This is a genomic window from Gilliamella sp. B3783 (genome assembly GCF_026536125.1).
In the GTDB taxonomy this organism is placed as follows: domain Bacteria; phylum Pseudomonadota; class Gammaproteobacteria; order Enterobacterales; family Orbaceae; genus Gilliamella.
Map to the genome: position 1 here is coordinate 18,362 of NZ_JAFNOU010000005.1, position 21,786 is coordinate 40,147.

Here is a 21,786-nt window from a genome sequence, read left to right on the forward strand (position 1 = left end):
ATGGCATTAACACCCTTAAAAAAATGGACATACCCGGTCGTTACCAATGACCCAAATCAATTAAATGCTAGCCGTTATCATGAAGCTTTAATGTTAGCGCAAACCGGTTTTTATCCTGTGAGCGTTAATAAGCTTGTGCATGGAGGCATTCACTTTGATGAAGATGTGCTTAAGAATTTAGGCATTGTAAATGATAAACCCAGCAAAGTGTATTGTATAGCCGATGGTGAAGTTATTGCTTATCGGGTTAATGACAATTATCAAAAAGTTGATTATGGTAATAAGGTTGATTTTTTCTCAACCGGTTTTGTTTTAGTTCGTCATCTGCTTGAAATGGAACGAATTGAAGAGGCACCGCCTGCAACAACAGAAGGTGAGACATCAACCGACGCAGCTACAAATAGCTCAACTGAAAATTCAACAGCGCCAGCAGCCAATGTATCACCGTCGTCAAATACACAGCCTACAACTACAACGCCGGTACAAACATCACCAACGGGCACAAATACTAATACGCCAACTCCCCCAACGACAACCGGTGACTCATCAACAGCAGGCACACCGCCTGCTACAGAAACGGCTAAACCCAAACAGCCCGGTCATCAACTGTATTTCTACAGTTTATATATGCATTTGGCTGATACCAAGTACTATGAAGATAACCCCAAAGAGCCTGCGCCGGCATTTTGGGAGCAAGATATTTACCGAGTCATTGATAAAGGTTTAGATTTTGTCGAAGGACTAAATATTCGAAAAATGCCTGACCTAACAGAAGGAGAAATCCTTGCGGTATTACAAACGGGCACTAAAGTGGAGTTGAATCTTGAGCTACATAGCGAAGATTATAAATGGTATGCAGTCACATCGTTACAGGAAGGCTATTGTTCAATCCCAGTATTAACCCCTTATGAGCATGAAGGAAAGAAGATTATAGGCTGGGTTTTCACTGGTACTAGAAAGCAACTGACTGAATCCACATTTGATATAAAAGGTAAAGATAGTCAATTAGCCAAATCAAAAGGACTAAGAGTCAGGGATGAAAGTAAAAAAAATATACTGACTATGTTACCAGAGGGTACTCAAATAAAAATAACCGGTGATAAAAAACCTAAAACGTATGTTGAATTAACTCAAATAATAGGTAATGGACAACCGACAATCCCCTTACCTACAGAGAAAAAATTGGTTTGGTATGATAGTCTCGAAAATATCGCCCGAGGCAAAGAATATAATAAGGTTGTGGTATTAGATAAACCTTTTCCCATCAATGCGGGTGATTTAGTCGGTCATATTGGTCATAATCGAAATGAGATTATTGATATTATTGATAAAAAAACGGATAAAGACGGTAATTATATTGATATCGATACTATACCCTTAGGTGGTGGGATAGAAAAAAGTCGATTTCGGCCGGGTTTACATGTGGAGTGTTTTACTTGTGAAGATTTACCGACGTTCATCACCCAAACGCAGGCAGAGGCAAGTAAAGTACCTGATGAAGATAAAACATTGGTTGGCATATCAAAAGGTGCAAAATTACTGGCGTTACCATCAGACTCGGATTCAACAGTAGGTGAGTGCTTCAAAGGTTCGGAAATAAAAGTACTGAGTAAAGAATCGAATATCAACTGGTTACAAATAGAGATTCAAATATCAAAAAGTGAAACCAAAACATTATGGATAGAACATAATAACGAGATACAGGATAAACTAAAAGAAAAAGGTAATCTAAAAGATTTAGCCAGTACCACACCGGCATGGAGTAAATTTCCCTTACAAGAGAGTGAGTTAACCGGTAGCAAAAATGAAGTTGATATGCCACCGTTGCTACTGAATATAAATGATAAAGATTTAATGGGGAATGATAAACGTGCAATTGATGAAAAGGGGACCTTATGGTTAAAGATAGAGTATGCACTGGATAGTAAAAATGTTCCTATTAAAGGATGGACATTTATTGGTAGTGAGGGTGTAAAAAAAGTCAGTGGTTGGGAATGGTTTGATTTTAAACAGATTAGAGAAACCGGCAGTTTAAAAGAATTTTATCTGAATGCGAAACAAGCGACAACCCGAAACAAAGATAATGCCTCACTTGAGCACTACAAGCCAACCATCAAAGAGACCCTAACAATATTAGATAAGCAATATATTCAAAATAGTAATAAATATGCGACATTAACACAGGACTGTTTTAAGGGAATAGCGGAAAAACCCCCATTAACAACGGCACTGGGACGGTTGTTAGTTCATTATAAAAGTGAATGGTATGAAGGGCTGGATGCGGAAGGAAAGCGGCCGGAATGGGAAGCATTAAACAGTGAAATGACCGATGATGTTGAAAACTATTTGGGTTATATAAAAGACGGTGATGAAGCAAAACGTGATGCATATGTTAGTAAGTTTGATGCAAGCGAACAAGAATCAATAAAACAAGGTTTAGAACAACAAAGAAGAGACTATGAGCGTTTTCCCGCTGATTATAAAGATGCCGCCGACAAGAAATTAACACCGGAGCAACTTAACTTATTGGGTAAAATAAAAGAGTTAGAAGAGAAGTCAGAATTATGGGAAAAAACCAAAGAAAAAGCGACAAAAATGCTGTGGTGGGACGATGTAGTCGAAGAATTAGCTAAGCAAAGTCAACAGACAGAACAAAGTGACACTGAAACAGAAAAAGATAAAACAGAAGACAGCTCAAAGCAACAAACCGAAACATCATCAACGCCTGCCACGTTAAGCCAAAACGGTGAGGTTTGGTTTATGCACCCAGTTGCCCTTATGAATTACTTTAAATTTAAAGCAGGCATTGTGACTTATCATATCTATCAGGATGGAAAAATCGAAAAGCATATACCCGAAAAAATATCCCCTGGTTTTGAGCGAAAATATCAATATGTTTATCATGATAAACATAAAAACGAGCATGAAGTATGTATAGTGGATTGGCATACAACGAAAAAGAAAAAAAATGGTGTTACGGTAAGTGAACCAAATCGAAATGACGCAAACATTCTTGAGTATAAAGAGAATGTTAATGAAGGAGATACTCAGAAAAGAGTTAAATATAAAAATGGTGATATTGCTGAATATGGGCGGCATCCATCAGAGGGATTGATTTGGCGAAAGTATGTAGCGTTAGATGAAGAAATTGAAATAGTTCGAATGCCTGATGAGATTAATTATGTGAAAGGTAACATTATAATTAAATATCAATTTAGTAATACTAAAAGGCGATATACAGGTCCAGCTCCTTTCGCTGGTTTTATAGGTGCTTTAGCTGAGGTCGGTTTTGAATTGACAACGACAGGAAGTTGCTTTTACGAAGCTTCTTGCTTTCCTAGTTCTGAACATGTGAATGGAAAAAGTATTGATACTTTATATTTGAATGATGATGATGAGCAAAAATTTATCAACGCAATGCATAAATTTAATTTTAATAAACAAATAACAGGAAAAAATAAAAAGAAATTTGATAATGCAACACAAGAAACGAAAGGTACTCTCCATGATTCTCATTTACATTCAGGTTTTGATGATAGCTCTGTAAAGGAAATAAAATAATATGAAAAATTTAATCTATATTTCAGCATTGTTCATAACTGTAATATTTACTCAGTTTAATATTAATTCTGTAAATGCACTAAATCAAAACAAAGATTTATTATCATTTAGTGAGTTACAAGGAGAAAAATTGATATCAAGTAAAAAATTTATATTATCCGTTAATAAAACTTGTAAAGGTGAATCTAAATTATGCACAATCGTCAAAATAAAAAACAATTATTATCTTCAATTTAGTAAGTTAGATGATGATGAAATAACAATTTCTAAACTAAAAAATAATGTTGAGTTAAAATTGAAAAAAATAAAAAATGACAATCAATTTTTTATAGAAATAGAATTATTATCTTATAAAAATAATGAAAAGGTAGATTCTATAATATGTTACGAATATAAAAATGATCCCAATGACAGTTTGGCTACAGAGAAATTATATTATTTTAAAAATTATGAATTATGGACATTGGATTTTACTTATGATTTAGAATCAACAACAGCAGAAAATTGGAAAAAGTATAAAGTAAATCAAAATTCTGGAAAATTTGAATTATTGAAAAATACACAATAGCACTATTTGTTCCAAAGGGACATACAAGATAAAAAATTTGGTTAGGTTTCAATACTATCTAAGGATAGGTAATAATAGGCTAATTATTCAAAAAATAAGCACCAATACTGCGACGCATAAATTTAATTTCAATAAATAATTAGTTGTTACCCCTAATACAACAGATGAAAGATATGTTTCTTATATTCCTCACTATGAGAAATTAATCACTCTTGGCGGAGAAAATGGTAATAATTTACACAATAGTCATATGCACTTTGATAAATTTCAATACGAAATAGCCGAGGTCTATCTATAATGCAGATAAAGTCTTTATTTTATGGTTTATTATTTTTACCTATTTTAGCATGTTCACATTCATTAAACGCTTTAACTCATACTAATTTATTACCTGTGGGAACGCCTCAAATTATAAATAAGAAGCTGGTTAAGGATATTAACGATAATTGTTGGATTGAAGATTATTTTTCTGATAAAGCTAGGGAAGATTATCATAAAAGATGCAAATTATCGACCTTTTCTTCAACCCAGAATACTAATAATATATTTGAAGAACTACAAAAAAATAAAATTGTCTATTTATATCAATCCAAACAATTTAATATTTATTTAAAAAAAACGACCGATACAAAAAAATGCCTTGTTGAAGAAAAACAGCTTGAAGGTGAATGTGCAATTTCACCCACCAAGTTTATTATTACGATGTTTATCGAATCATCGAGCAAAATAATAAATCAACTTATTGTTTATTATAATGAAGATTATGGAAGTGATATGGCTCAAGTGACATTAGATTTTTACATCGATAAACAATTAAATATTTGGTTATTTGAACATCTGTTAGTAGAAGAAGGCGCATCTGCGACTTTGTGGCAACATTACAAAATTAATACCAAAGGAAAGTTTAATTTGCTGGATGAAATAAAATGTCAGTTCGAAAATGGCGGTCTTAAATTGGTTTGTAAAAATAAAAATTTTAAAAATAAATAGTCAGCTTGTTTTAATTGAGTAAAGTGCTATATCAATTTAGGGATATAAATCCCATAGTTTTACAGCCAATTATAAGCCAATCTCATATAAATGGGGTTGCAGGAGACCTAAGGTATATATTAGAAAACAGAAATGGTGAGCTAACTTGGCTATCTTATTCAACTTTTGATTTTGATGAGCAACAAAAATTTAATACTACATTATATAAATTTGGTTGGGCTAGAACGTCGTTAATGTATTCTGAATATTTTACATATAAGAAACAATCAAATACCTTACTTAAATATACAAAGCATATGAAGAAAGCTCCGCCAAATGGATATGATCATTATCACCATTTACATATATGCGGTTTTGATTTTAACTTAATTAAAAATGTACAGGATTAAAAATGATCAGATTTCAATTTTTCTATATATGCATTTTATTTATCTCGTTTTTTTCTTTTGCAGAAGATAAAAATAAAGATCTTAATAATATCCTTTATGAATTTAAAGGATATTCAAAAAAAACATCTTCCTATCATTCTTTGAAAGACTTTTTTGCGGATAATAATCAAATATATGATGAAAAAAATCCATTGAATGCGCTTTATGATCCCAATACACCTCTATTAAGTATGGTTGAGCATAGAAAACCTTACACAGGTGAAGCTATATTATTTAAAAAGCTTCCGCTTGATAACAAGCTAAATGTGTTCCTTTTTGCTTATTGGGATCGTAATGATCAAGATTCATATTATAACCTCCCCACTCTTGAATTACAGATTTTTGATAAGAGTAATCAATTGATAAGCAAAATGATTGTTGTGGATGGTGCACAAGCAGAGTGCTCAATCAATAAAAGAACACGTATTTATAAAAATAAGAAATTTGAAATACTAGAATCAGAATATTGCATTGATATAGAAACAGAAAAGCTTATGACTGAACAACATAAGGTAAGTTATTATTTAATTGATAGTATGGGTAATATTAATTTTGAATAATAAACATGACAAAGCCTTAGTTAGAATAATTAGGTACTTTCTTCATCACTTTTATTCGCTGATATTAAATAAATTCTAATAAAAAATACAATCTTAATTAAGATGTTGTATTAAGCATGAATAACATTAAGGAAATTTAATAGTGAAATTTATTCAAAAAGTTATCATTATCTGCCTATTATCATTATTTAATGTAAATATTGCATTGTCAGAAAATTTAAAAAGTGATTTATGTTACTATCATAAAATTAAATTGCCCTATTCTTCTAATCAGTTAAAAAAGTATTACTATTGGGGAGAATATGGCTTATATCTTTCCCCTAATGTGCCATTTCCATTAAGATTTACCAATAAAGAATTTTCATTTAAGCCAAAATTATTTGAATATCTTACTAAAACAACTTTTTATTTTCCTCATTGCTATTTTTATTATAAGGACATTTTATATAAAGGCATTATCCAAATGGCTATAGGTGAAAATGATAACAAAGTTTTTACTTTTCAGTTATATAGTTATGATAATAACGGAAATTTGATGGATGCAATACTTTTGTACAAAATTCAAAATGGCGAAATATCCTATTGGAATGATTTTGTAATAAAGCCTGATGGTAAAATATTAATAAAACAACATCAACAACAAAATCTATTTGAGCTAGATGAAAATCCAAAAGATAAAAAAATTTATACCAAAGAAAAGCAATATCAAATGAGTTCTTCAGGCTTTTTTAACACAATAAAGGATTAAGTAATGAAAAATTTATTATTTATTAAAATAGTTTTATTTTTCATCAGTTTTTGCTGTTATGGGGAGGAAATTAATATTATTGAGAACTATAAAGGTAAATCTATTCTTGACGCGATAGATATCTCTAAACTAGCAAAAGATTGCGAAAAAACCGATAATTTTTGGCATATTACAAATACTGAACGAGAAGAAATACTTGAGCGTTGTCCAATTAATCAAATAGCTTCATATTTTGAAAATTTATATGACATTATTAAAAATAATGTTGTTATATATGATGTAGATGATGTAAAGCTTACTATTAATAAAAAAATCTATAATAAAACCGTTAATAATAAAATATATCCAGTTAAAGAGCTTAACTTATTCCTTTTTCATAAAGGAAAGTTTGTAGATAAAATTATATTGGCAAATAGTTCTTATGATGTTGAAGGTTATTATTGGTTAAGTAATCAATACTATTATATATCACCTAATATGGATGTTTATGTATTATTGGTAAAAGATGTCGAAACCAGTGTAAAACCAATATTTTGGAAGCATTATCAAATAGATAAAAAAAACTTACAGTTTCAACTTAAAGCATTATCAATTGACGAAGGTTATAAATATCAAATTACTTATCCCGATCAATTTAAAATTCTTGAAGGTTCGCCTCAAACATCAAAATATCAAATTAATAAACTAAAAACTTGTTATCAAGAAGAATACTCAACTAGTTGTAGTATAGAATCTTATCGTTACTATCATAATATTTTATTTCAAAAACTAAGTTTTCTTGAAACTAAAAATCCTCAAGTTAACGAGTTTATGGAAATAATAGACAAAGAAATTAATATGGTGTGTTTAAGTTCAAAACCGCCGAATTATCAGGATGAAACGAAGAATTTTACCAATAAGATTACCAAATGTTTAACAGAACAACTATATCAAAAAATAGAGGGCATAGATCAAAAATTGGCTGAGTAATCTTATTATAATAATAACTAAAATTTGAGGTAGCTGATATTAATGTCTTATGAGCATAAAAAAAGAAACTTCTCAGTTAGTTTTTATTGACAATGAGAATCAACAAAGAAGAGACTATGAGCGTTTTCCCGCTGATTATAAAGATGCCCCCGACAAGAAATTAACACCGGAGCAAATTGAATTGTCTAACGAAATGAAAAAGTTAGAAGAGAAGTTAATCTTATACGATTATGAACCATTATATTGGTGTTTTAAATAAGTTTCAGCTAATGCATTTAATCAAGTATAAAATGACGACTATAAGTGGCAATTGTATACTGTTATAATCTAGCACCTTTTCTTTTGGACATATCAGTTATGCAAACCAAAATAACAATTGTCGGTGCTGGTGCTGCTGGGCTTTTTTGTGCGGGATTACTTGGTCAAAAAGGCTTTGATGTAACAGTCATTGATAATGGTAAAAAATTAGGACGTAAAATATTAATGTCTGGTGGCGGTAAATGTAATTTTACTAATCTCGATGTTGAGGCAAAACATTATATTTCGCAAAACCGCCACTTTTGTAAATCTGCATTAAAACGATTTTCCCAATGGGATTTTATCCAACTCGTTAATCAATATCATATTGCCTATCATGAAAAAGATCATGGTCAGTTATTTTGTGATAATTCAGCTCAAGATATTGTTGATATGCTTATTCAAGAGTGCCAGAAAGGGCAAGTTAAGTTTATGTTAAAAACACAACTTGAAGATGTGGAGGCTAAACAGCAAGGATTTAAGTTATCTACTTCTCAAGGCTTTGTTGATACTGATAAACTAATTATTGCAACCGGTGGACAGTCGATGCCAGCACTAGGTATGACCGCTATTGGATATAAAATTGCCGAAAAATTTTCGATTCCTGTTGTGCCAGTCAAAGCGGGGCTTGTGCCAGTTACGTTACATAAGCCTTTGTTAGACGTGTTATCCTCGTTATCAGGAATTGCTGTTTTAGTTGAAGTATCTAATGAACGAATCAGTTTTAAAGAGAATCTACTCTTTACTCATCGTGGATTGTCAGGACCGGCGATTCTACAAATTTCGAGTTATTGGCAAGTAGGAGAAGAAATCGTTATTAATCTTTTACCAGATTTAGAGTTTGAATCGGCATTTAAGCCTTTACTGGAAAATAATCGTAATCAAAGTCTAAAAAACTGTTTAGCACAAATTCTACCTAAAAGATTGGTTGAGGTATTAATACAACTTAATTTCATTTCTGACACTATTGTTAAGCAGCTTAATCCAAAACAACAGTTTGAATTGTATAAAAAGTTAACCCAGTGGCGCATTATTCCAAATGGTACTGAAGGGTATCGAACAGCCGAAGTGACCTTAGGCGGCGTGAGTACTGATGCACTTTCATCTAAAACAATGGCAGCCAATACCCAACCAAACCTGTATTTTATCGGCGAAGTTGTCGATGTTGCTGGTTGGCTAGGTGGGTATAATTTTCAGTGGGCTTGGAGTAGCGCTTTTGCTTGCGCACAGAGCTTTAATTGATTTTATATTGTTATCTAACTATCGATAACACCCATTTGAATATGATATTTTTTGACTTTATATTGTAAAGTTGTACGGGAAATATTCAATAATTTAGCCGCAGTGATAATTTTGCCATTGGCTTGATTTAATGCATCAATAATTAATTGACGTTCATAATTTTCCACTTGTTCAGTTAAATTATTACCGTTAGGTGGGGTAGTTGGATTATTTTTGTCGGATTGATTATTTGTTTCAACTACGGCATATGGGCTGTTAATATCAAATAATTCTTCATCTAAGGTTATTTGTTGTAATTCGCCCGGTTCACTTTGTAATACCATACTTCGTACAATTGCATTTTCTAGCATTCTTACATTGCCAGGCCATGGTGCTGACATTAACTGTTTAAGTGCATGTTCACTAATACCACTAATAATAACGTTAAAATCATTTTTATGTTTATCGATAAAATAACGCGCTAAAACCGGAATATCTTCTGTTCGTTCTCGTAAAGCGGGTAATTTAATTAAACCAACATTTAAACGATAAAAAAGATCGCTACGCATTTTACCACTTTGTAACAGTTCCGCTGGGGATTCATTCATTGCTGCCACAATTCGAACATCTGAATGTATCTCTTTATTCCCCCCTAATTGCCAATAGGTTTTTTCCTGAAGAAATCGTAATAATTTGCTTTGCATATCTAAAGGCATAGCATTAAGTTCATCTAAAAATAGTGTGCCTCCGTTGGCGAGTTCTAAATAACCTTGTCGATTTTCAGCACCCGTAAATGCCCCTTTAACGGTTCCAAACAAAGTACTTTCGATAAGCGTTGTCGGTAATGCACTACAATTAAGTGAAATAAAAGCCTTATCACGGCGATGGCTGGTTTGATGAATTAATCGAGCAAATAATTCTTTGCCCGTGCCTGTTTCACCTACAATCAGTACAGGAACATCGTTTCGACCTAAAATATTAGTTTGATCGATAACATCCTGCATTTTATTCGAAACAAAAACAATTTCAGGTAAAGGTTGTTCTTTATTTTGATACAGTTTTCTATTGAGTGTGAAGACTTGATCTTGAAGTTGCCTTACATCAGATAAATTACGGCCTATTTCTACCGCACCAATAATCTCTTTTTTACTGTTGTAAAGTGGTACTGTAGTATGTAAATAATCAACAAGTTTACCTAAATGATTATAGTAAGATTGGTAATTATCTTGATATTCCTTACCTTGTTGTAATGCTTGTAACATTGTACTATCTTCTTTCTTCAAATTAGGATAAACTTTGAGCAATGGTTTACCAATAGCTTGCTCTTCTGAGTAACCATCAAGATCTGCGCTTTCCTGATTGTAATAAATATATTTACCTTCTTTATCAATAATGGCCATTGGCTGATGCATTAAATCAAAAAAATGTTTAAATAGTTCTAATGCTTTTAATAATTCAGGATCGATTATCATGATATCCGTACCTTTGAAATTAGGATTATTTGCTAAATATAACTAGTTTTAGTTTGTTCAACCATCACTAATAATGACAAATATTCGTCATAAAAACATATTTTTTACTAAATGACTAATATTATTTCTATGCCTATATATTTAATTTATTGATTTTTTAATTGTTTTTAAGTTGGCATGCTGATTGCATTACCTGAGAAAAGCCTTTTTTCTTATTCATTGTGTACTTTTTTATGTACTAATTAACTGGAGGTCATATGTCTGACACAATTATGTCTAATTATAACAAAATACGCACCAATCTTATAACCAAAGATCGTCGTTTTAGTGCGGAAGGTAGCAAACTTTGTTTTGATGGCATTGATTTAGTCGATTTAGCCAAAAAATATCCAACCCCTTTTTATGTGTTTTCTGAAAAAGAAATTGATCGTAACGTTCAAGAAATTAAAGATGCATTTAAGGCACATCCAAATACCAAAATTTTCTATGCATCTAAAACTTGTTCAGTCATGGGCGTACTCAAAGCGATTAAAGATGCGGGTATTTACGCTGAAGCTAATTCAATGTTTGAAGTGCGTAAATGTTTGGAAATTGGTTTTCCAGGAAGCCAAATTGTTTTCAACGGTGTGGTTAAAAAACCTGTTGATTTAGAATTTGCTATCAAAAATGATCTTTATATTATTAATGTTGATAGCTTATATGAACTTGATATTATTGATGAAATTTCACAGCGTTTGAAAAAAGTAGCAAACGTGTGTGTCCGTGTTGAACCAAATGTACCTTCTGCAACTCATGCAGAGTTAGTCACTGCTTATCATGCTAAATCAGGTATCGACCTTGAACAAGCTGAAGAAACTTGTCGTCGTATTCTTGAAATGCCTTATGTTCATTTACGTGGTTTACATATGCATGTTGGCGATCAGGTACCTGAAGCAGAACCTTTTGCTAAAGCAACCAAAGTATTAGTTGACGAATCACGCCGTTTAGAAGAAGTACTTGGCATTAAATTTGATTTAATCAACGTTGGTGGTGGTATTCCTGTTCCATATAAATATGATGAAGAAAATGGTAACCCATTAGAAGACAACATGTACGCAGGTATTACAGCACAAGATTTTGCTGATGCGGTAATTAAAGAAGTACACAAATGGCGTAAAGATGTTGAAATTTGTATTGAACCAGGACGTAAAGTAACAAGTTCAGCTGCTGTATTGTTAACCGAAGTAGCTTGTGAAAAACGTAAGACTAATTACGATTTAGACGGTAACATCGAAGAGCATGTTGAATGGAAATTTGTTGATGCAGGTTATAGTGTTCTTTCTGATAGTCAACATTTTGATTGGTTCTTCTATGTTTTCAATGCTTCAAGAATCAACGAAGCACATGATGAATACATCAAATTAGCAGGACCATTATGTGATGGCGGCGACTATTATCATGTAGGGGTTAAAGGTGAAGAATTTTTAATGCCAAAAGATACTCAAATTGGTGATATTGTTGCTTTCCTTGATGCGGGTGCTTATACCATCGAAAGTCAAACTGTTTATAACAATCGCCCACGTACTGCTGTTGTTATGATTGATAAAGAAGGCAAAGATCGATTGATTCGCCGTGAGGACACTTACGAAGATATGGTTGGATACGACGTGTATTAATCATGAGTTATCTGGGGCACATCGTGCTCCAGATATTATAATGTGAGGTTATTTTATGAGTGATTCTAAAGGTTCAAGTTTACTTGGTATTAAAGACATTGTATTTATGAATGTTATTGCAATACTAAGTTTACGTCAAATTCCTAATGTGGCGCCTTATGGGGCATCAGCAATGGTGCTTTGGTTACTTGCTGCATTTTGTTTGTTTTTCCCATTAGCGATGGTCTGTGGTGAACTTTCCACAGGTTGGCCGAAAGATGGTGGGATCTTTGTGTGGGTAAAAGAAGCGTTTGGTAAACGCATTGGTTGGATTGTTGTTGTTTGCTTCTTATTTTCTTGTGTGCTGTTTTTCCCACTCATGTTGCAATTTGGTTTTACCGCAATTGGCTATATGTTTAGTGCCGATTTGGCGCAAAATCAGGTGTTTATTGGTGTAGGATCGATGGTGGTATTCTGGATTTTGACACTGATGAATATTCGCGGTATGCAGTGGACCAAAATTATCAATAGTGTGAGTGCATGGCTTGGGGTATTTATTCCTGCTGCAATTATTGTGTTATTAGCCATTGTTTGGTTATTAACTGGTCACCCGATGGCAACTGATTATAGTCATGTTAGTGATTGGATCCCAGATTTAAGCAGTTGGGACACCATCGTGTTTTTATCTAGTATGATGTTTGCTTTTGCTGGTCTTGAAGTGGCACCTATGATTGCTGGACGTACTCGTGATCCACAACGAGACTTCCCTAAAGCGATGGCGGTATCGGCAATTGTAATTGTTGGTATTTACATGATTGGTACTTGGGCAATTAATACTTTATTACCTGCTGCTGATACTGATATTGTTGCTGGCGTAATGCAAGCGATGGAAGCAGCGGCTAAAGAGTTACATATGCCTTGGTTATTACCGGTTATGGCAATTTGTTTATTCTTTGGTGCATTAGGTCAAATTAACTCATGGTTAGTTGGTCCTATTTATATGTTACAAGAAGCATCTAAAGAAGATAATTTGCTTGGTGAACGTATTGGTCGTTTACATCCTGTATATCAAACACCAGCATTTGCTTTAGTTATCCAAGCAATAATTGTAACGGTACTTTGTTTCTCAACGTTTGTATCACCAAGTATTGCGGCAGCTTATTGGATGTTAACCGCATTAACAACAATTTGTTACTTTATTCCTTACTTAGTGATGTTTATTGCTTACTATCGTTTACGTATTACTCAACCAGATGTACCACGTAGCTTTAAGATACCAGGTAAAGTATTACCAATTGTTTTACCCGGTTTAGGATTCTTATCTACGCTATTTGCGGTGATCTTAGTCTTTATTCCACCTGCACAAATTGATATGGGTGGTTATGTTGAGTATATTGCGAAAATTGTTGGTGGTGCAGTGCTTGCAATTGTCCTAGCTGAATGGATATATTACCGAGCACAAAAACGTAATCGTTTGCAACAACAATAATATAGAGGAGTAAGAGTATGTACAAACCTATATTGGAAATTGATTTGCGCAAATTAAGGAATAATGCGCGAGTCGAAAAAGAGATACTTGCTAAGCACGGCATTGAAGTGATGGCGGTCAATAAAGTCTTTGACGGTTGCGTTGAAACCGCCAAGGCGGTGCTTGATGGTGGTATTGATGTAATTGCCGAGTCAAGAACTTACAATCTAAAAAAACTTAAAGACGCGTTAAATTGCAAAACGTGTTTATTACGTAGTCCTTGTTTGAGTGAAATTAGTGATGTTGTTAAATATGCTGACATTAGCTTAAACAGTGAAAAACAAGTTATCCAAGCACTTTCTGATGAAGCGGTTAAACAGCAGAAAATTCATCAGGTTTTATTAATGGTGGATATGGGTGATTTACGTGAAGGTATTTGGTTTGAACATGTTGATGATATCATCGATACTGTCAAGCTTATCTTATCGTTACCGGGTGTTGAACTTTATGGTCTTGGAACAAACTTCAATTGCTATGGTACGGTTTTACCGACTGTAAAAAATGGAGTAGACTTTTTACAAATTGCGCGTAAAGTAGAGCAAGCTTGTAACATTAAGATCAAATATTTATCAGCGGGTAACTGTACGAGTTATCATTTACTTGATAAAGGTGTTTGGCCTGAAGGCTTAAATCACATCAGAATTGGTGGTTTACATGAGTTTGGTATTGAGTATGTGGATATGAAGTATTTAGATGAATTCCATCACTCAAATAAACCTGTCGATAAAGCATGCAGTAATTTGTATAAATTGTATGCGCAAATTATTGAACTCAATAGTAAACCAACTGTTCCTGTTGGTGAGTTAGGTGTAGATGCGTTTTTAAATAGTAAAACTTTTGTTGATCATGGTACGCGTAAACGCGCACTTCTCGCTTTTGGACGTCAAGATGTACCGTCTGAAAACTGTGTACCGATTAATGATAGTATTACTGTTTTAGGACAGACCAGTGATCATACTATTGTCGATATTGAAGATGTTACTGAAACATTGCGTGTTGGCGATACCATTGGTTTTGAACTTGATTACACAGCCTTACTTATGGCTTGCCAAACAAATGGTGTAGAAAAACGTTTTATTTATTAATTCGTGTTAGCTGCTGGTTACGCCAGCAGCTGTTATTAATTATTAGGCGGTTTACATGGCAACATCAGAATCACAAGAAAGTCCTTATCCCAGTAGCTTAAAGAAAAATCTAAAAAATCGTCACTTATTGATGATTTCGTTAGGGGGATCAATCGGTACGGGATTATTTATTGGTATTGCAGCACCGCTTAGTACAGTAGGCCCATTAGGTACTATTATTGCTTATTTAATGGCTGGCAGTATTATGCTTGCAACTATGTTATGCTTAGGTGAACTTTCTTGTGCTTTTCCCCACGCTGGTTCTTTTCAACATTATGCATTAATGTTTATTCCGAACCCAATTTGGAGTTATACCATTGGTTGGTTATATTGGTTAAGTTGGGTGCTGTCGATGGCAGCTGATTTGACTGCTGCTGCTATGATAGCCCATCAAGTTTTTCCTGCAATTCCTATTTATCTTTTTAGTCTTTTAATCCTTACAGTTATTACTTGTGTGCATTTAACTTCTGTTCGTGCATTTGGTGAAAGTGAATATTGGTTTTCAACCATTAAAGTCTTGGCGATTATTGCGTTTATTTGTATTGGCATTTATTTGTTATGTCAAGAATATAACCAAACCCACGTGTTACCAACACTTAAGACAGAACATGGCTGGTTTCCAAATGGTTTTTTATCGATTTTTGTCTGTATGACCATTGTAACTTATTCGTTTCAAGGTGTTGAGTTAATTGGTAATGCTGCTGGTGAAGCGCAATCACCACAAGCAGTATTACCCAAAATTATTACTGGCGTTGCTTTTCGAATCATTTTGTTTTACGTGTTAGCGATTGCGGTATTAGCACTGGTTTATCCTTATGGCACAGAACATACCGAGATCAGCCCTTTTATATGGGTATTTAATAAGGCAGGTATTAGCTTTGCTTCTTATGGGATGCTGTTTGTTATTTTTTGTGCTGCCATTTCAGCTGCTAATTCAGCAATTTATGCTAGCTCAAGAATGTTATGGTCTATGGCTCAAGATAACTTAGCCCCTAAATATTTTTCAGATGTCAATAAACGCGGTGTACCAACAAAAGGGATTTTATTTATTGCACTTATTGCATTAGTATCCTTATTTTCTAAATATATTGCGGCTGAAAAACTTTATATCTATTTAGTTGCAGGTACCGGACAGGTCGGTTGTTTTGCTTGGATTGTTATAGCTTGGTGCCAGTATCGTTTTCGTAAAGGCGTCAATACTGGTCAGTACCCTAAAGAGATGATTAAATTCAGATCGCCTTTATTTCCTTGGTTAGCCATTATATCAATTATTGCAAATACAGTGATTATTATGGGGGTTTGGTTTGATGAGTCAGGTTACTTCATTCTATTATCTGAGCTAGTGTTAATTGCTATTATTCTTATTTCTTACTTTTTCTATAAAAAACGTAATCCCGACAAAAGCCATTAATCGGCACTTTGTATGTAATCGAGTCAATAAACATATTGTCTTGATTACATAGGATTGATTATTAGTAGCAAACTGTATTATTGTTGAAATCAAATATAATCATGTTTTGTTAATTATATCTCAATTTGTTTGTACTATTTTAGAAAAGCAGCTACACCAGTAAAAACAACTTGTGCCGCAATAGCGGATATAAGTAATCCAGTCAATTTTGATAAAATTGATATACCGGTATTTTTTAGCACTTTAGCGATTGTTTTAGCGCATAGCAACATAGCATAGATACCTGAAGATGCAATGAATAATGATATTGCACCAATCAAATTTTGTACAACACCCAACGAACTCGAACCTAACACAATGATGGTACCAATGGATGCCGGCCCCATACATAAAGGAATTGCTAAGGGCACAACACTAATATCTTCATCGCTACTTATTTTATTCTTTTCTGGTGAGTCATTCATCAACGAAACCGCTGTAATAAAGAGTAACGCACCGGAGCCAATTCTAAATGCATCAAGAGTAAAACCAAAAACACTAAACATAGTATTACCAAAAAAGAATAACACAATACCAATAATAAAAACGGCACACGATGTTTTAAGTGCTGTTTTGCGGCGTAGTTGTTCATCATATTGTTTTGTGCCACTTAAAAATGCGCTCAAAACTGCTGGTGGTGTCATTAATGCGAACAATTTTATAGTTGTTGCAAGAATTTCGAAAAGATAGTCACCCATAGCATAACCTTCAAAAGAATAATAAAATTTGCTTTAACTTTGTCAACGCTAGATAGTTGGCAGGAAACAGTATGTTTTAAATATAAAAACGGTCACCGTAAAGGTGACCATCATTAGACAGATATATTTTATATTGTTTTTTTAAATCATTAACCAATAAAGAATTAGTTAAGGCGCTCTTTAATACGAGCCGCTTTACCACGAAGTTCGCGTAAGTAGTAAAGTTTAGCTTGACGTACTTGACCACGACGTTTCACAGTAATTGAATCAACAATTGGTGAGTGAGTTTGGAATACTCGTTCAACACCTTCGCCATTCGAAATTTTACGTACTGTAAATGCAGAATGTAAACCACGATTGCGAATTGCAATAACCACACCTTCATAAGCTTGAAGACGTTTTTTGTTACCTTCAACAACCCATACTTTTACTTCAATCGTATCGCCTGGGCGAAAAGACGGGATGTCTTTTTTCATTTGTTCTTGTTCTAATTGCTGAATAATTGCATTTTTCATAATGTTATCTCTTACTAGTTATACTGAAATTTTAGTTGCTTTGTTTATCACGGTATTCTTGTTGAAATTCAGTGAGTAAACATTGCTCTTCATCAGTCAGAGCTAGATTTTCAAGAAGATCGTCTCTTCTCAACCAAGTTCGTCCTAGTGATTGTTTCAATCGCCAGCGACGAATCGCTTCATGGTGACCAGACATTAACACATCGGGCACCGCCATTCCATCTAACACCTCTGGTCTGGTATAGTGTGGACAATCAAGTAAACCGTTAGCAAAAGAGTCTTCTTCTGCTGATGATTCATGATTCAACACGCCAGGAATAAATCTTGCTAGAGCATCAATCATGGTCATTGCCGGTAATTCACCGCCACTTAACACGTAATCCCCAATTGACCATTCTTCATCAATTTCGGTTTGGATAACGCGTTCATCTATACCTTCGTATCGACCACAAATCAAAATCAATTTTTGATATTGTGACAACTCGCAAACACCTTGTTGGTTTAATTTGCGCCCTTGCGGGGAAAGATAGATTACTTTTGTATCGTTACCTGCTACTGCTTTCGCTGCATGAATGGCATCTCTAAGTGGTTGTACCATCATTAACATGCCGGGACCGCCACCATAAGGTCTGTCATCGACAGTCTTATGCTTATCATGCGCAAAATCGCGCGGGTTCCAATAATCTACTGTTAACAGTCCATTTTTTACGGCTCGACCAGTTACACCATAACAGGTAATAGCTTGGAACATTTCGGGAAAAAGGCTAATTACGCCAATCCACATATTCTTACCTTACCAATTAAAATGCTGGATCCCAATCGACCACAATCATTTTTGTTGTTAAATCAACTTGTTTAATAAATTGTTCTTCAACAAAAGGAATTAAACGTTCTGTTGCTCCAAATGCATCTTTTAGATTTGCTTTAACAACCAACACATCATTAGAACCGGTTTCCATTAAATCAGTAACCTGACCTAAGTCGTAGCCATTAATTGTTTTTACTCGGCAACCAATCAGATCTTTCCAATAAAAATCACCATTATTAAGTTCTGGTAATTTTTCTGCATCGACAAATACTTCGGCATTAGTTAATGCATTGGCTTGATCACGATCGTCAACACCTTTGAGTTTCACAATCATGTCTTGATTATGGGGTTTAAAGCTTTCTACGATTACTTCTTGCCATTGCCCAGCACGCTGAATATACCAAGGTGTGTAATCAAAAATACTATCTGGAAATTCTGTAAACGAAAAAATCCTGAGCCATCCACGAATGCCGTAGCTTGAACCAAGTTTACCCACAACAATTAGATTCTCAGTATTCATCATTACAATTACTATTAGTTACTAATATTAAGCAGCTTTTTGTGCTTGTTTGATCAATGTATTAACACGATCAGAAACGGTTGCACCTAAACCTACCCAATGATTTACGCGATCAAGATCTAAACGTAATTCTTCCGCTTTACCTTGTGCAATTGGATTAAAAAAGCCAACGCGCTCAATAAAACGACCATCACGTGGGTTACGGCTATCAGTGACAACTACTTGATAAAAAGGGCGCTTTTTAGAGCCACCACGAGCTAAACGAATAGTTACCATAACATCCTCTTAAATTAAAAAATAATCTTTATCTTGTCCAACATGGACAAAATCAAAGCCCCGAAATTATACTCTTTCTGGCAAAAAGTGCAATGGCTGTTTATGGCTGATAAAAGGTAATACATTTATTAATCAATATCTATAAATAATCAATCTCACCAATAATAATTACTGGGGTTGATTCGGTTCAAAAAACAATCATTAACAGTCGTTTTAATCTATATCTTTACCCATTAATGCCGCACTTAGCCCTTTTCCATGCATATCAAGCGCTAAAGAACAAGTTATGCCACGGGTGATTGCACAATTTTTTTATACCTCCAAATAGCTGATAACTGTTTGACTAGCTGTCATTCAATTAGCGTTGAGTCAATTGCAATAATCTCTTTGACAGCTTTACGAGCACATCACCCATGACGGTAACATGATCTTTGGCTATTTGTTTAAACGTTACTTGCGAAAAATCGGCAACTCGTTCTGTAATGGCAATATTAGCAGAAATACCGACTTTAAAAGATATTCATGCAGATTTATTGTTTTCAGGTGAGTTTTATTTGATTTGCCACAAAGATAATGTTCTTGAGCAGAAACAATCGGTTGAATTAAAGGGGTTAGAAAGGCATAAATTTATTGCTTTTTTAAAAGGTATAATTATTTGTATTTATAATAAAACAATTGACGCAGCTATAACATTTAATATGCTATAGAAGTTAGGCTGTAGACATTTATGGTGGGATTAGTTTCAGTTAATCATGGGATTAGTATTACAACTAGGTTAACCTTATTTCAATTTGAACATGACAATATTGCCATAATCTTATTTGAAGGCATCTTGCTCAAAAGAGCAGTTTATCTGATTAAGCAAAGAGATCGACAATTACTAAAATCAGCTTAAAAATTTTATCAATTTATTAGGAATAATAACATGATAAATTAATATATTAATTTATTTGTATATTGTACTTAATATTGTCTTAATTTTTTGTTTTTTTCTTAAAGAAAGCTCGTTTTAACACGTCAAAAAAACCTAGTGAACGTACCATTTTTTGTCCATCAATATAAACACGAATAGCTCTAAGTACTTGTTTAGGTTGTTTAGAAGCAAAGGTAAAAGTACCATCTTTTTTGGTTTGAATTGAATAACGTGGAATCCATTTACCACCAAATAGTACCGATGCAATAACAAAATCGACTTCATTCCAAGGAATTTGAATATATTTGCGCGGATCATGCTGATGATAAAACTCAAAAGCTTTGTCTCCGATTATAATATTGCCATATTCCGTTAAACCAGTAAATGCTGTTGCTTTTACCGTTAAATCAATCTTCGTGTTTAATGATTGAACCATCTATTGTGTCCCTAAACCAGACTTGAATTAGTGATGATATCCTTTTCATCATTGTTATGTGATGAAAAGGATAGTTTGATTATTAAGAATTTGTTGCTTTAAACTAAAACGGTATATTTTAAAAATACGTTGGTTAAAACATTATCTTTTATAAAAGACCAATAACGTGGCCAATAATACCTACAACAAATAATCCAAGGATAATGATAATAGGTGAGACTTTTTTACGTAGTAACCACATACATAAAAATGTTAAAAGTAATGGTACAAGTCCTGGTATTAATTGATCCAAGTTATTTTGCAAGGTAGTCACTTTTTCTTGTGTCAAAGATAATCCAGCTTGCATTTGTTGTAATGCTTTTTGAATGCCTTCCGCACCAGCGGGTAATGCATTCCAATCAATAAATGCACCATTATCTAATTTTACGGTTGAAACGACTGGTTGGAATTTTATCGATACCCACCTTTGTACCAAAGCCGCCAGTACAAACATCCCTAAAATAGACGCACCTTTCGTAATTTTTTGGAGTAAACCACCAGATAAATTATCGGTAATTTTTGAGCCAGTACGATAACCAAACTCTTGGGTATACCACATGAAGCTCCAACGAATAATGTTCCAAAGTAAGAAGAATAGAATTGGCCCCATAATGTTACCGCTAAGTGCAAGCGATGCTCCAAGTGCACCAAGCATTGGTCTTACTGTAAACCAGAATACTGGATCACCCACGCCAGCTAACGGTCCCATCATCCCAACTTTCACCCCTTGGATCGCAACATCATCAACCGCAGCGCCGTTGGCACGCTCTTCTTCTAGCGCAAGCGTTACCCCTAGCACAGGTGATGCTAAATAGGGATGAGTGTTAAAAAACTCTAAGTGACGTTTTAATGCAGCAGAGCGATCTTCTTTGCTGGTATATAATTTTTTGATAGCTGGGATCATTGAGTAAACCCAACCACCATTTTGCATACGTTCATAATTCCAAGAACCTTGGAGGAAAGTCGAACGCCAAGCAACCGCTAAACGATCTTTTTTGCTTAATTGAATTCTATCAGTCATTTTTTTTCTC

The 21,786-nt window shown here is 33.9% G+C and carries 22 protein-coding genes; 14 read left to right on the plus strand and 8 right to left on the minus strand.

The window, feature by feature from the left end:
- From J3U59_RS05965 to J3U59_RS06005, 9 genes are all read left to right on the plus strand, one after another.
- Positions 1 to 3,561 carry a hypothetical protein gene (locus J3U59_RS05965; protein WP_267333821.1) on the plus strand — a complete coding sequence of 1,187 codons (3,561 nt, stop codon included), beginning with the start codon at positions 1 to 3 and terminating at the stop codon, positions 3,559 to 3,561.
- 1 nt (position 3,562) lies between these two features.
- Positions 3,563 to 4,129: a hypothetical protein gene (locus J3U59_RS05970; RefSeq protein WP_267333820.1), complete on the plus strand. Its 567-nt coding sequence runs from the start codon at positions 3,563 to 3,565 to the stop codon at positions 4,127 to 4,129.
- Positions 4,130 to 4,426: 297 nt separating this feature from the next.
- Positions 4,427 to 5,119, plus strand: a complete 693-nt coding sequence (locus tag J3U59_RS05975; RefSeq protein WP_267333819.1) for a hypothetical protein — start codon at positions 4,427 to 4,429, stop codon at positions 5,117 to 5,119.
- A 14-nt stretch (positions 5,120 to 5,133) separates the two neighbouring features.
- Positions 5,134 to 5,508: a hypothetical protein gene (locus tag J3U59_RS05980; RefSeq protein WP_267333818.1), complete on the plus strand. Its 375-nt coding sequence runs from the start codon at positions 5,134 to 5,136 to the stop codon at positions 5,506 to 5,508.
- 2 nt (positions 5,509 to 5,510) lie between these two features.
- Entirely contained in the window at positions 5,511 to 6,107 is a 597-nt protein-coding gene (locus tag J3U59_RS05985) for a hypothetical protein (RefSeq protein ID WP_267333817.1), read from the plus strand.
- A gap of 142 nt (positions 6,108 to 6,249) precedes the next feature.
- Entirely contained in the window at positions 6,250 to 6,855 is a 606-nt protein-coding gene (locus J3U59_RS05990; RefSeq protein WP_267333816.1) for a hypothetical protein, read from the plus strand.
- A 3-nt stretch (positions 6,856 to 6,858) separates the two neighbouring features.
- Positions 6,859 to 7,824 (plus strand): hypothetical protein, encoded by a 966-nt coding sequence (locus tag J3U59_RS05995; protein WP_267333815.1) that lies wholly within the window; start codon positions 6,859 to 6,861, stop codon positions 7,822 to 7,824.
- Between the two features lie 49 nt (positions 7,825 to 7,873).
- Entirely contained in the window at positions 7,874 to 8,083 is a 210-nt protein-coding gene (locus tag J3U59_RS06000) for a hypothetical protein (protein WP_267333814.1), read from the plus strand.
- 98 nt (positions 8,084 to 8,181) lie between these two features.
- Positions 8,182 to 9,363: an NAD(P)/FAD-dependent oxidoreductase gene (locus J3U59_RS06005; RefSeq protein WP_267333813.1), complete on the plus strand. Its 1,182-nt coding sequence runs from the start codon at positions 8,182 to 8,184 to the stop codon at positions 9,361 to 9,363.
- A gap of 14 nt (positions 9,364 to 9,377) precedes the next feature.
- Here the strand turns inward: J3U59_RS06005 and J3U59_RS06010 are convergent, their stop codons facing one another.
- Positions 9,378 to 10,814 carry a sigma-54 interaction domain-containing protein gene (locus tag J3U59_RS06010; protein WP_267333812.1) on the minus strand — a complete coding sequence of 479 codons (1,437 nt, stop codon included), beginning with the start codon at positions 10,812 to 10,814 and terminating at the stop codon, positions 9,378 to 9,380.
- Between the two features lie 257 nt (positions 10,815 to 11,071).
- Here J3U59_RS06010 and J3U59_RS06015 point away from each other — a divergent pair, with 257 nt between their 5' ends.
- Genes J3U59_RS06015 through J3U59_RS06030 form a run of 4 tightly spaced genes read left to right on the plus strand, consistent with a single transcriptional unit; the run spans position 11,072 to position 16,511 of the window.
- Positions 11,072 to 12,469, plus strand: a complete 1,398-nt coding sequence (locus tag J3U59_RS06015; RefSeq protein WP_267333811.1) for a diaminopimelate decarboxylase family protein — start codon at positions 11,072 to 11,074, stop codon at positions 12,467 to 12,469.
- Between the two features lie 55 nt (positions 12,470 to 12,524).
- Entirely contained in the window at positions 12,525 to 13,937 is a 1,413-nt protein-coding gene (locus J3U59_RS06020) for an APC family permease (protein WP_065633707.1), read from the plus strand.
- A gap of 17 nt (positions 13,938 to 13,954) precedes the next feature.
- A complete protein-coding gene (locus J3U59_RS06025; RefSeq protein WP_267333810.1) occupies positions 13,955 to 15,061 on the plus strand; it encodes an alanine/ornithine racemase family PLP-dependent enzyme in 1,107 nt (368 codons plus the stop codon).
- A 55-nt stretch (positions 15,062 to 15,116) separates the two neighbouring features.
- Positions 15,117 to 16,511, plus strand: a complete 1,395-nt coding sequence (locus J3U59_RS06030) for an amino acid permease (protein ID WP_267333809.1) — start codon at positions 15,117 to 15,119, stop codon at positions 16,509 to 16,511.
- A gap of 134 nt (positions 16,512 to 16,645) precedes the next feature.
- Here the strand turns inward: J3U59_RS06030 and J3U59_RS06035 are convergent, their stop codons facing one another.
- From J3U59_RS06035 to rpsP, 5 genes are all read right to left on the minus strand, one after another.
- Entirely contained in the window at positions 16,646 to 17,248 is a 603-nt protein-coding gene (locus tag J3U59_RS06035; RefSeq protein ID WP_267333808.1) for a MarC family protein, read from the minus strand.
- A 164-nt stretch (positions 17,249 to 17,412) separates the two neighbouring features.
- Positions 17,413 to 17,763: a 50S ribosomal protein L19 gene (rplS, locus tag J3U59_RS06040; protein WP_065633703.1), complete on the minus strand. Its 351-nt coding sequence runs from the start codon at positions 17,761 to 17,763 to the stop codon at positions 17,413 to 17,415.
- A gap of 31 nt (positions 17,764 to 17,794) precedes the next feature.
- Positions 17,795 to 18,547, minus strand: a complete 753-nt coding sequence (gene trmD, locus J3U59_RS06045; RefSeq protein ID WP_267333807.1) for a tRNA (guanosine(37)-N1)-methyltransferase TrmD — start codon at positions 18,545 to 18,547, stop codon at positions 17,795 to 17,797.
- Between the two features lie 16 nt (positions 18,548 to 18,563).
- Complete coding sequence (rimM, locus tag J3U59_RS06050; protein ID WP_141671527.1) at positions 18,564 to 19,094, minus strand: ribosome maturation factor RimM; 531 nt, start codon at positions 19,092 to 19,094, stop codon at positions 18,564 to 18,566.
- Positions 19,095 to 19,118: 24 nt separating this feature from the next.
- Positions 19,119 to 19,367: a 30S ribosomal protein S16 gene (gene rpsP, locus J3U59_RS06055; protein ID WP_025314644.1), complete on the minus strand. Its 249-nt coding sequence runs from the start codon at positions 19,365 to 19,367 to the stop codon at positions 19,119 to 19,121.
- Between the two features lie 431 nt (positions 19,368 to 19,798).
- Between rpsP and J3U59_RS06060 the strand changes: the two genes are divergently transcribed.
- Positions 19,799 to 20,074 carry a hypothetical protein gene (locus J3U59_RS06060; protein WP_267333806.1) on the plus strand — a complete coding sequence of 92 codons (276 nt, stop codon included), beginning with the start codon at positions 19,799 to 19,801 and terminating at the stop codon, positions 20,072 to 20,074.
- Between the two features lie 267 nt (positions 20,075 to 20,341).
- Here the strand turns inward: J3U59_RS06060 and J3U59_RS06065 are convergent, their stop codons facing one another.
- Together J3U59_RS06065 and J3U59_RS06070 are read right to left on the minus strand one after the other, a co-directional pair.
- Positions 20,342 to 20,716, minus strand: a complete 375-nt coding sequence (locus J3U59_RS06065) for a DUF956 family protein (RefSeq protein ID WP_267333805.1) — start codon at positions 20,714 to 20,716, stop codon at positions 20,342 to 20,344.
- A 148-nt stretch (positions 20,717 to 20,864) separates the two neighbouring features.
- On the minus strand, positions 20,865 to 21,776 hold the full coding sequence (locus tag J3U59_RS06070) for a PTS system mannose/fructose/sorbose family transporter subunit IID (protein WP_065633698.1): 912 nt from the start codon (positions 21,774 to 21,776) through the stop codon (positions 20,865 to 20,867).
- Positions 21,777 to 21,786: the final 10 nt, after the last annotated feature.

What these genes read in the sequence shown, in the direction of transcription:
- rimM (WP_141671527.1), bottom strand. Translation starts at nt 19,094, where the DNA reads ATGATGAATACTGAGAATCTAATTGTTGTGGGTAAACTTGGTTCAAGC.
- J3U59_RS06015 (WP_267333811.1), top strand. Translation starts at nt 11,072, where the DNA reads ATGTCTGACACAATTATGTCTAATTATAACAAAATACGCACCAATCTT.
- J3U59_RS06005 (WP_267333813.1), top strand. Translation starts at nt 8,182, where the DNA reads ATGCAAACCAAAATAACAATTGTCGGTGCTGGTGCTGCTGGGCTTTTT.
- J3U59_RS05985 (WP_267333817.1), top strand. Translation starts at nt 5,511, where the DNA reads ATGATCAGATTTCAATTTTTCTATATATGCATTTTATTTATCTCGTTT.
- J3U59_RS06020 (WP_065633707.1), top strand. Translation starts at nt 12,525, where the DNA reads ATGAGTGATTCTAAAGGTTCAAGTTTACTTGGTATTAAAGACATTGTA.
- J3U59_RS05975 (WP_267333819.1), top strand. Translation starts at nt 4,427, where the DNA reads ATGCAGATAAAGTCTTTATTTTATGGTTTATTATTTTTACCTATTTTA.
- rplS (WP_065633703.1), bottom strand. Translation starts at nt 17,763, where the DNA reads ATGAAAAATGCAATTATTCAGCAATTAGAACAAGAACAAATGAAAAAA.
- J3U59_RS06000 (WP_267333814.1), top strand. Translation starts at nt 7,874, where the DNA reads ATGAGCATAAAAAAAGAAACTTCTCAGTTAGTTTTTATTGACAATGAG.
- J3U59_RS05970 (WP_267333820.1), top strand. Translation starts at nt 3,563, where the DNA reads ATGAAAAATTTAATCTATATTTCAGCATTGTTCATAACTGTAATATTT.
- J3U59_RS06010 (WP_267333812.1), bottom strand. Translation starts at nt 10,814, where the DNA reads ATGATAATCGATCCTGAATTATTAAAAGCATTAGAACTATTTAAACAT.
- J3U59_RS06065 (WP_267333805.1), bottom strand. Translation starts at nt 20,716, where the DNA reads ATGGTTCAATCATTAAACACGAAGATTGATTTAACGGTAAAAGCAACA.
- J3U59_RS06025 (WP_267333810.1), top strand. Translation starts at nt 13,955, where the DNA reads ATGTACAAACCTATATTGGAAATTGATTTGCGCAAATTAAGGAATAAT.
- rpsP (WP_025314644.1), bottom strand. Translation starts at nt 19,367, where the DNA reads ATGGTAACTATTCGTTTAGCTCGTGGTGGCTCTAAAAAGCGCCCTTTT.
- J3U59_RS06030 (WP_267333809.1), top strand. Translation starts at nt 15,117, where the DNA reads ATGGCAACATCAGAATCACAAGAAAGTCCTTATCCCAGTAGCTTAAAG.
- J3U59_RS06035 (WP_267333808.1), bottom strand. Translation starts at nt 17,248, where the DNA reads ATGGGTGACTATCTTTTCGAAATTCTTGCAACAACTATAAAATTGTTC.
- J3U59_RS05965 (WP_267333821.1), top strand. Translation starts at nt 1, where the DNA reads ATGGCATTAACACCCTTAAAAAAATGGACATACCCGGTCGTTACCAAT.
- J3U59_RS06070 (WP_065633698.1), bottom strand. Translation starts at nt 21,776, where the DNA reads ATGACTGATAGAATTCAATTAAGCAAAAAAGATCGTTTAGCGGTTGCT.
- J3U59_RS05995 (WP_267333815.1), top strand. Translation starts at nt 6,859, where the DNA reads ATGAAAAATTTATTATTTATTAAAATAGTTTTATTTTTCATCAGTTTT.
- trmD (WP_267333807.1), bottom strand. Translation starts at nt 18,547, where the DNA reads ATGTGGATTGGCGTAATTAGCCTTTTTCCCGAAATGTTCCAAGCTATT.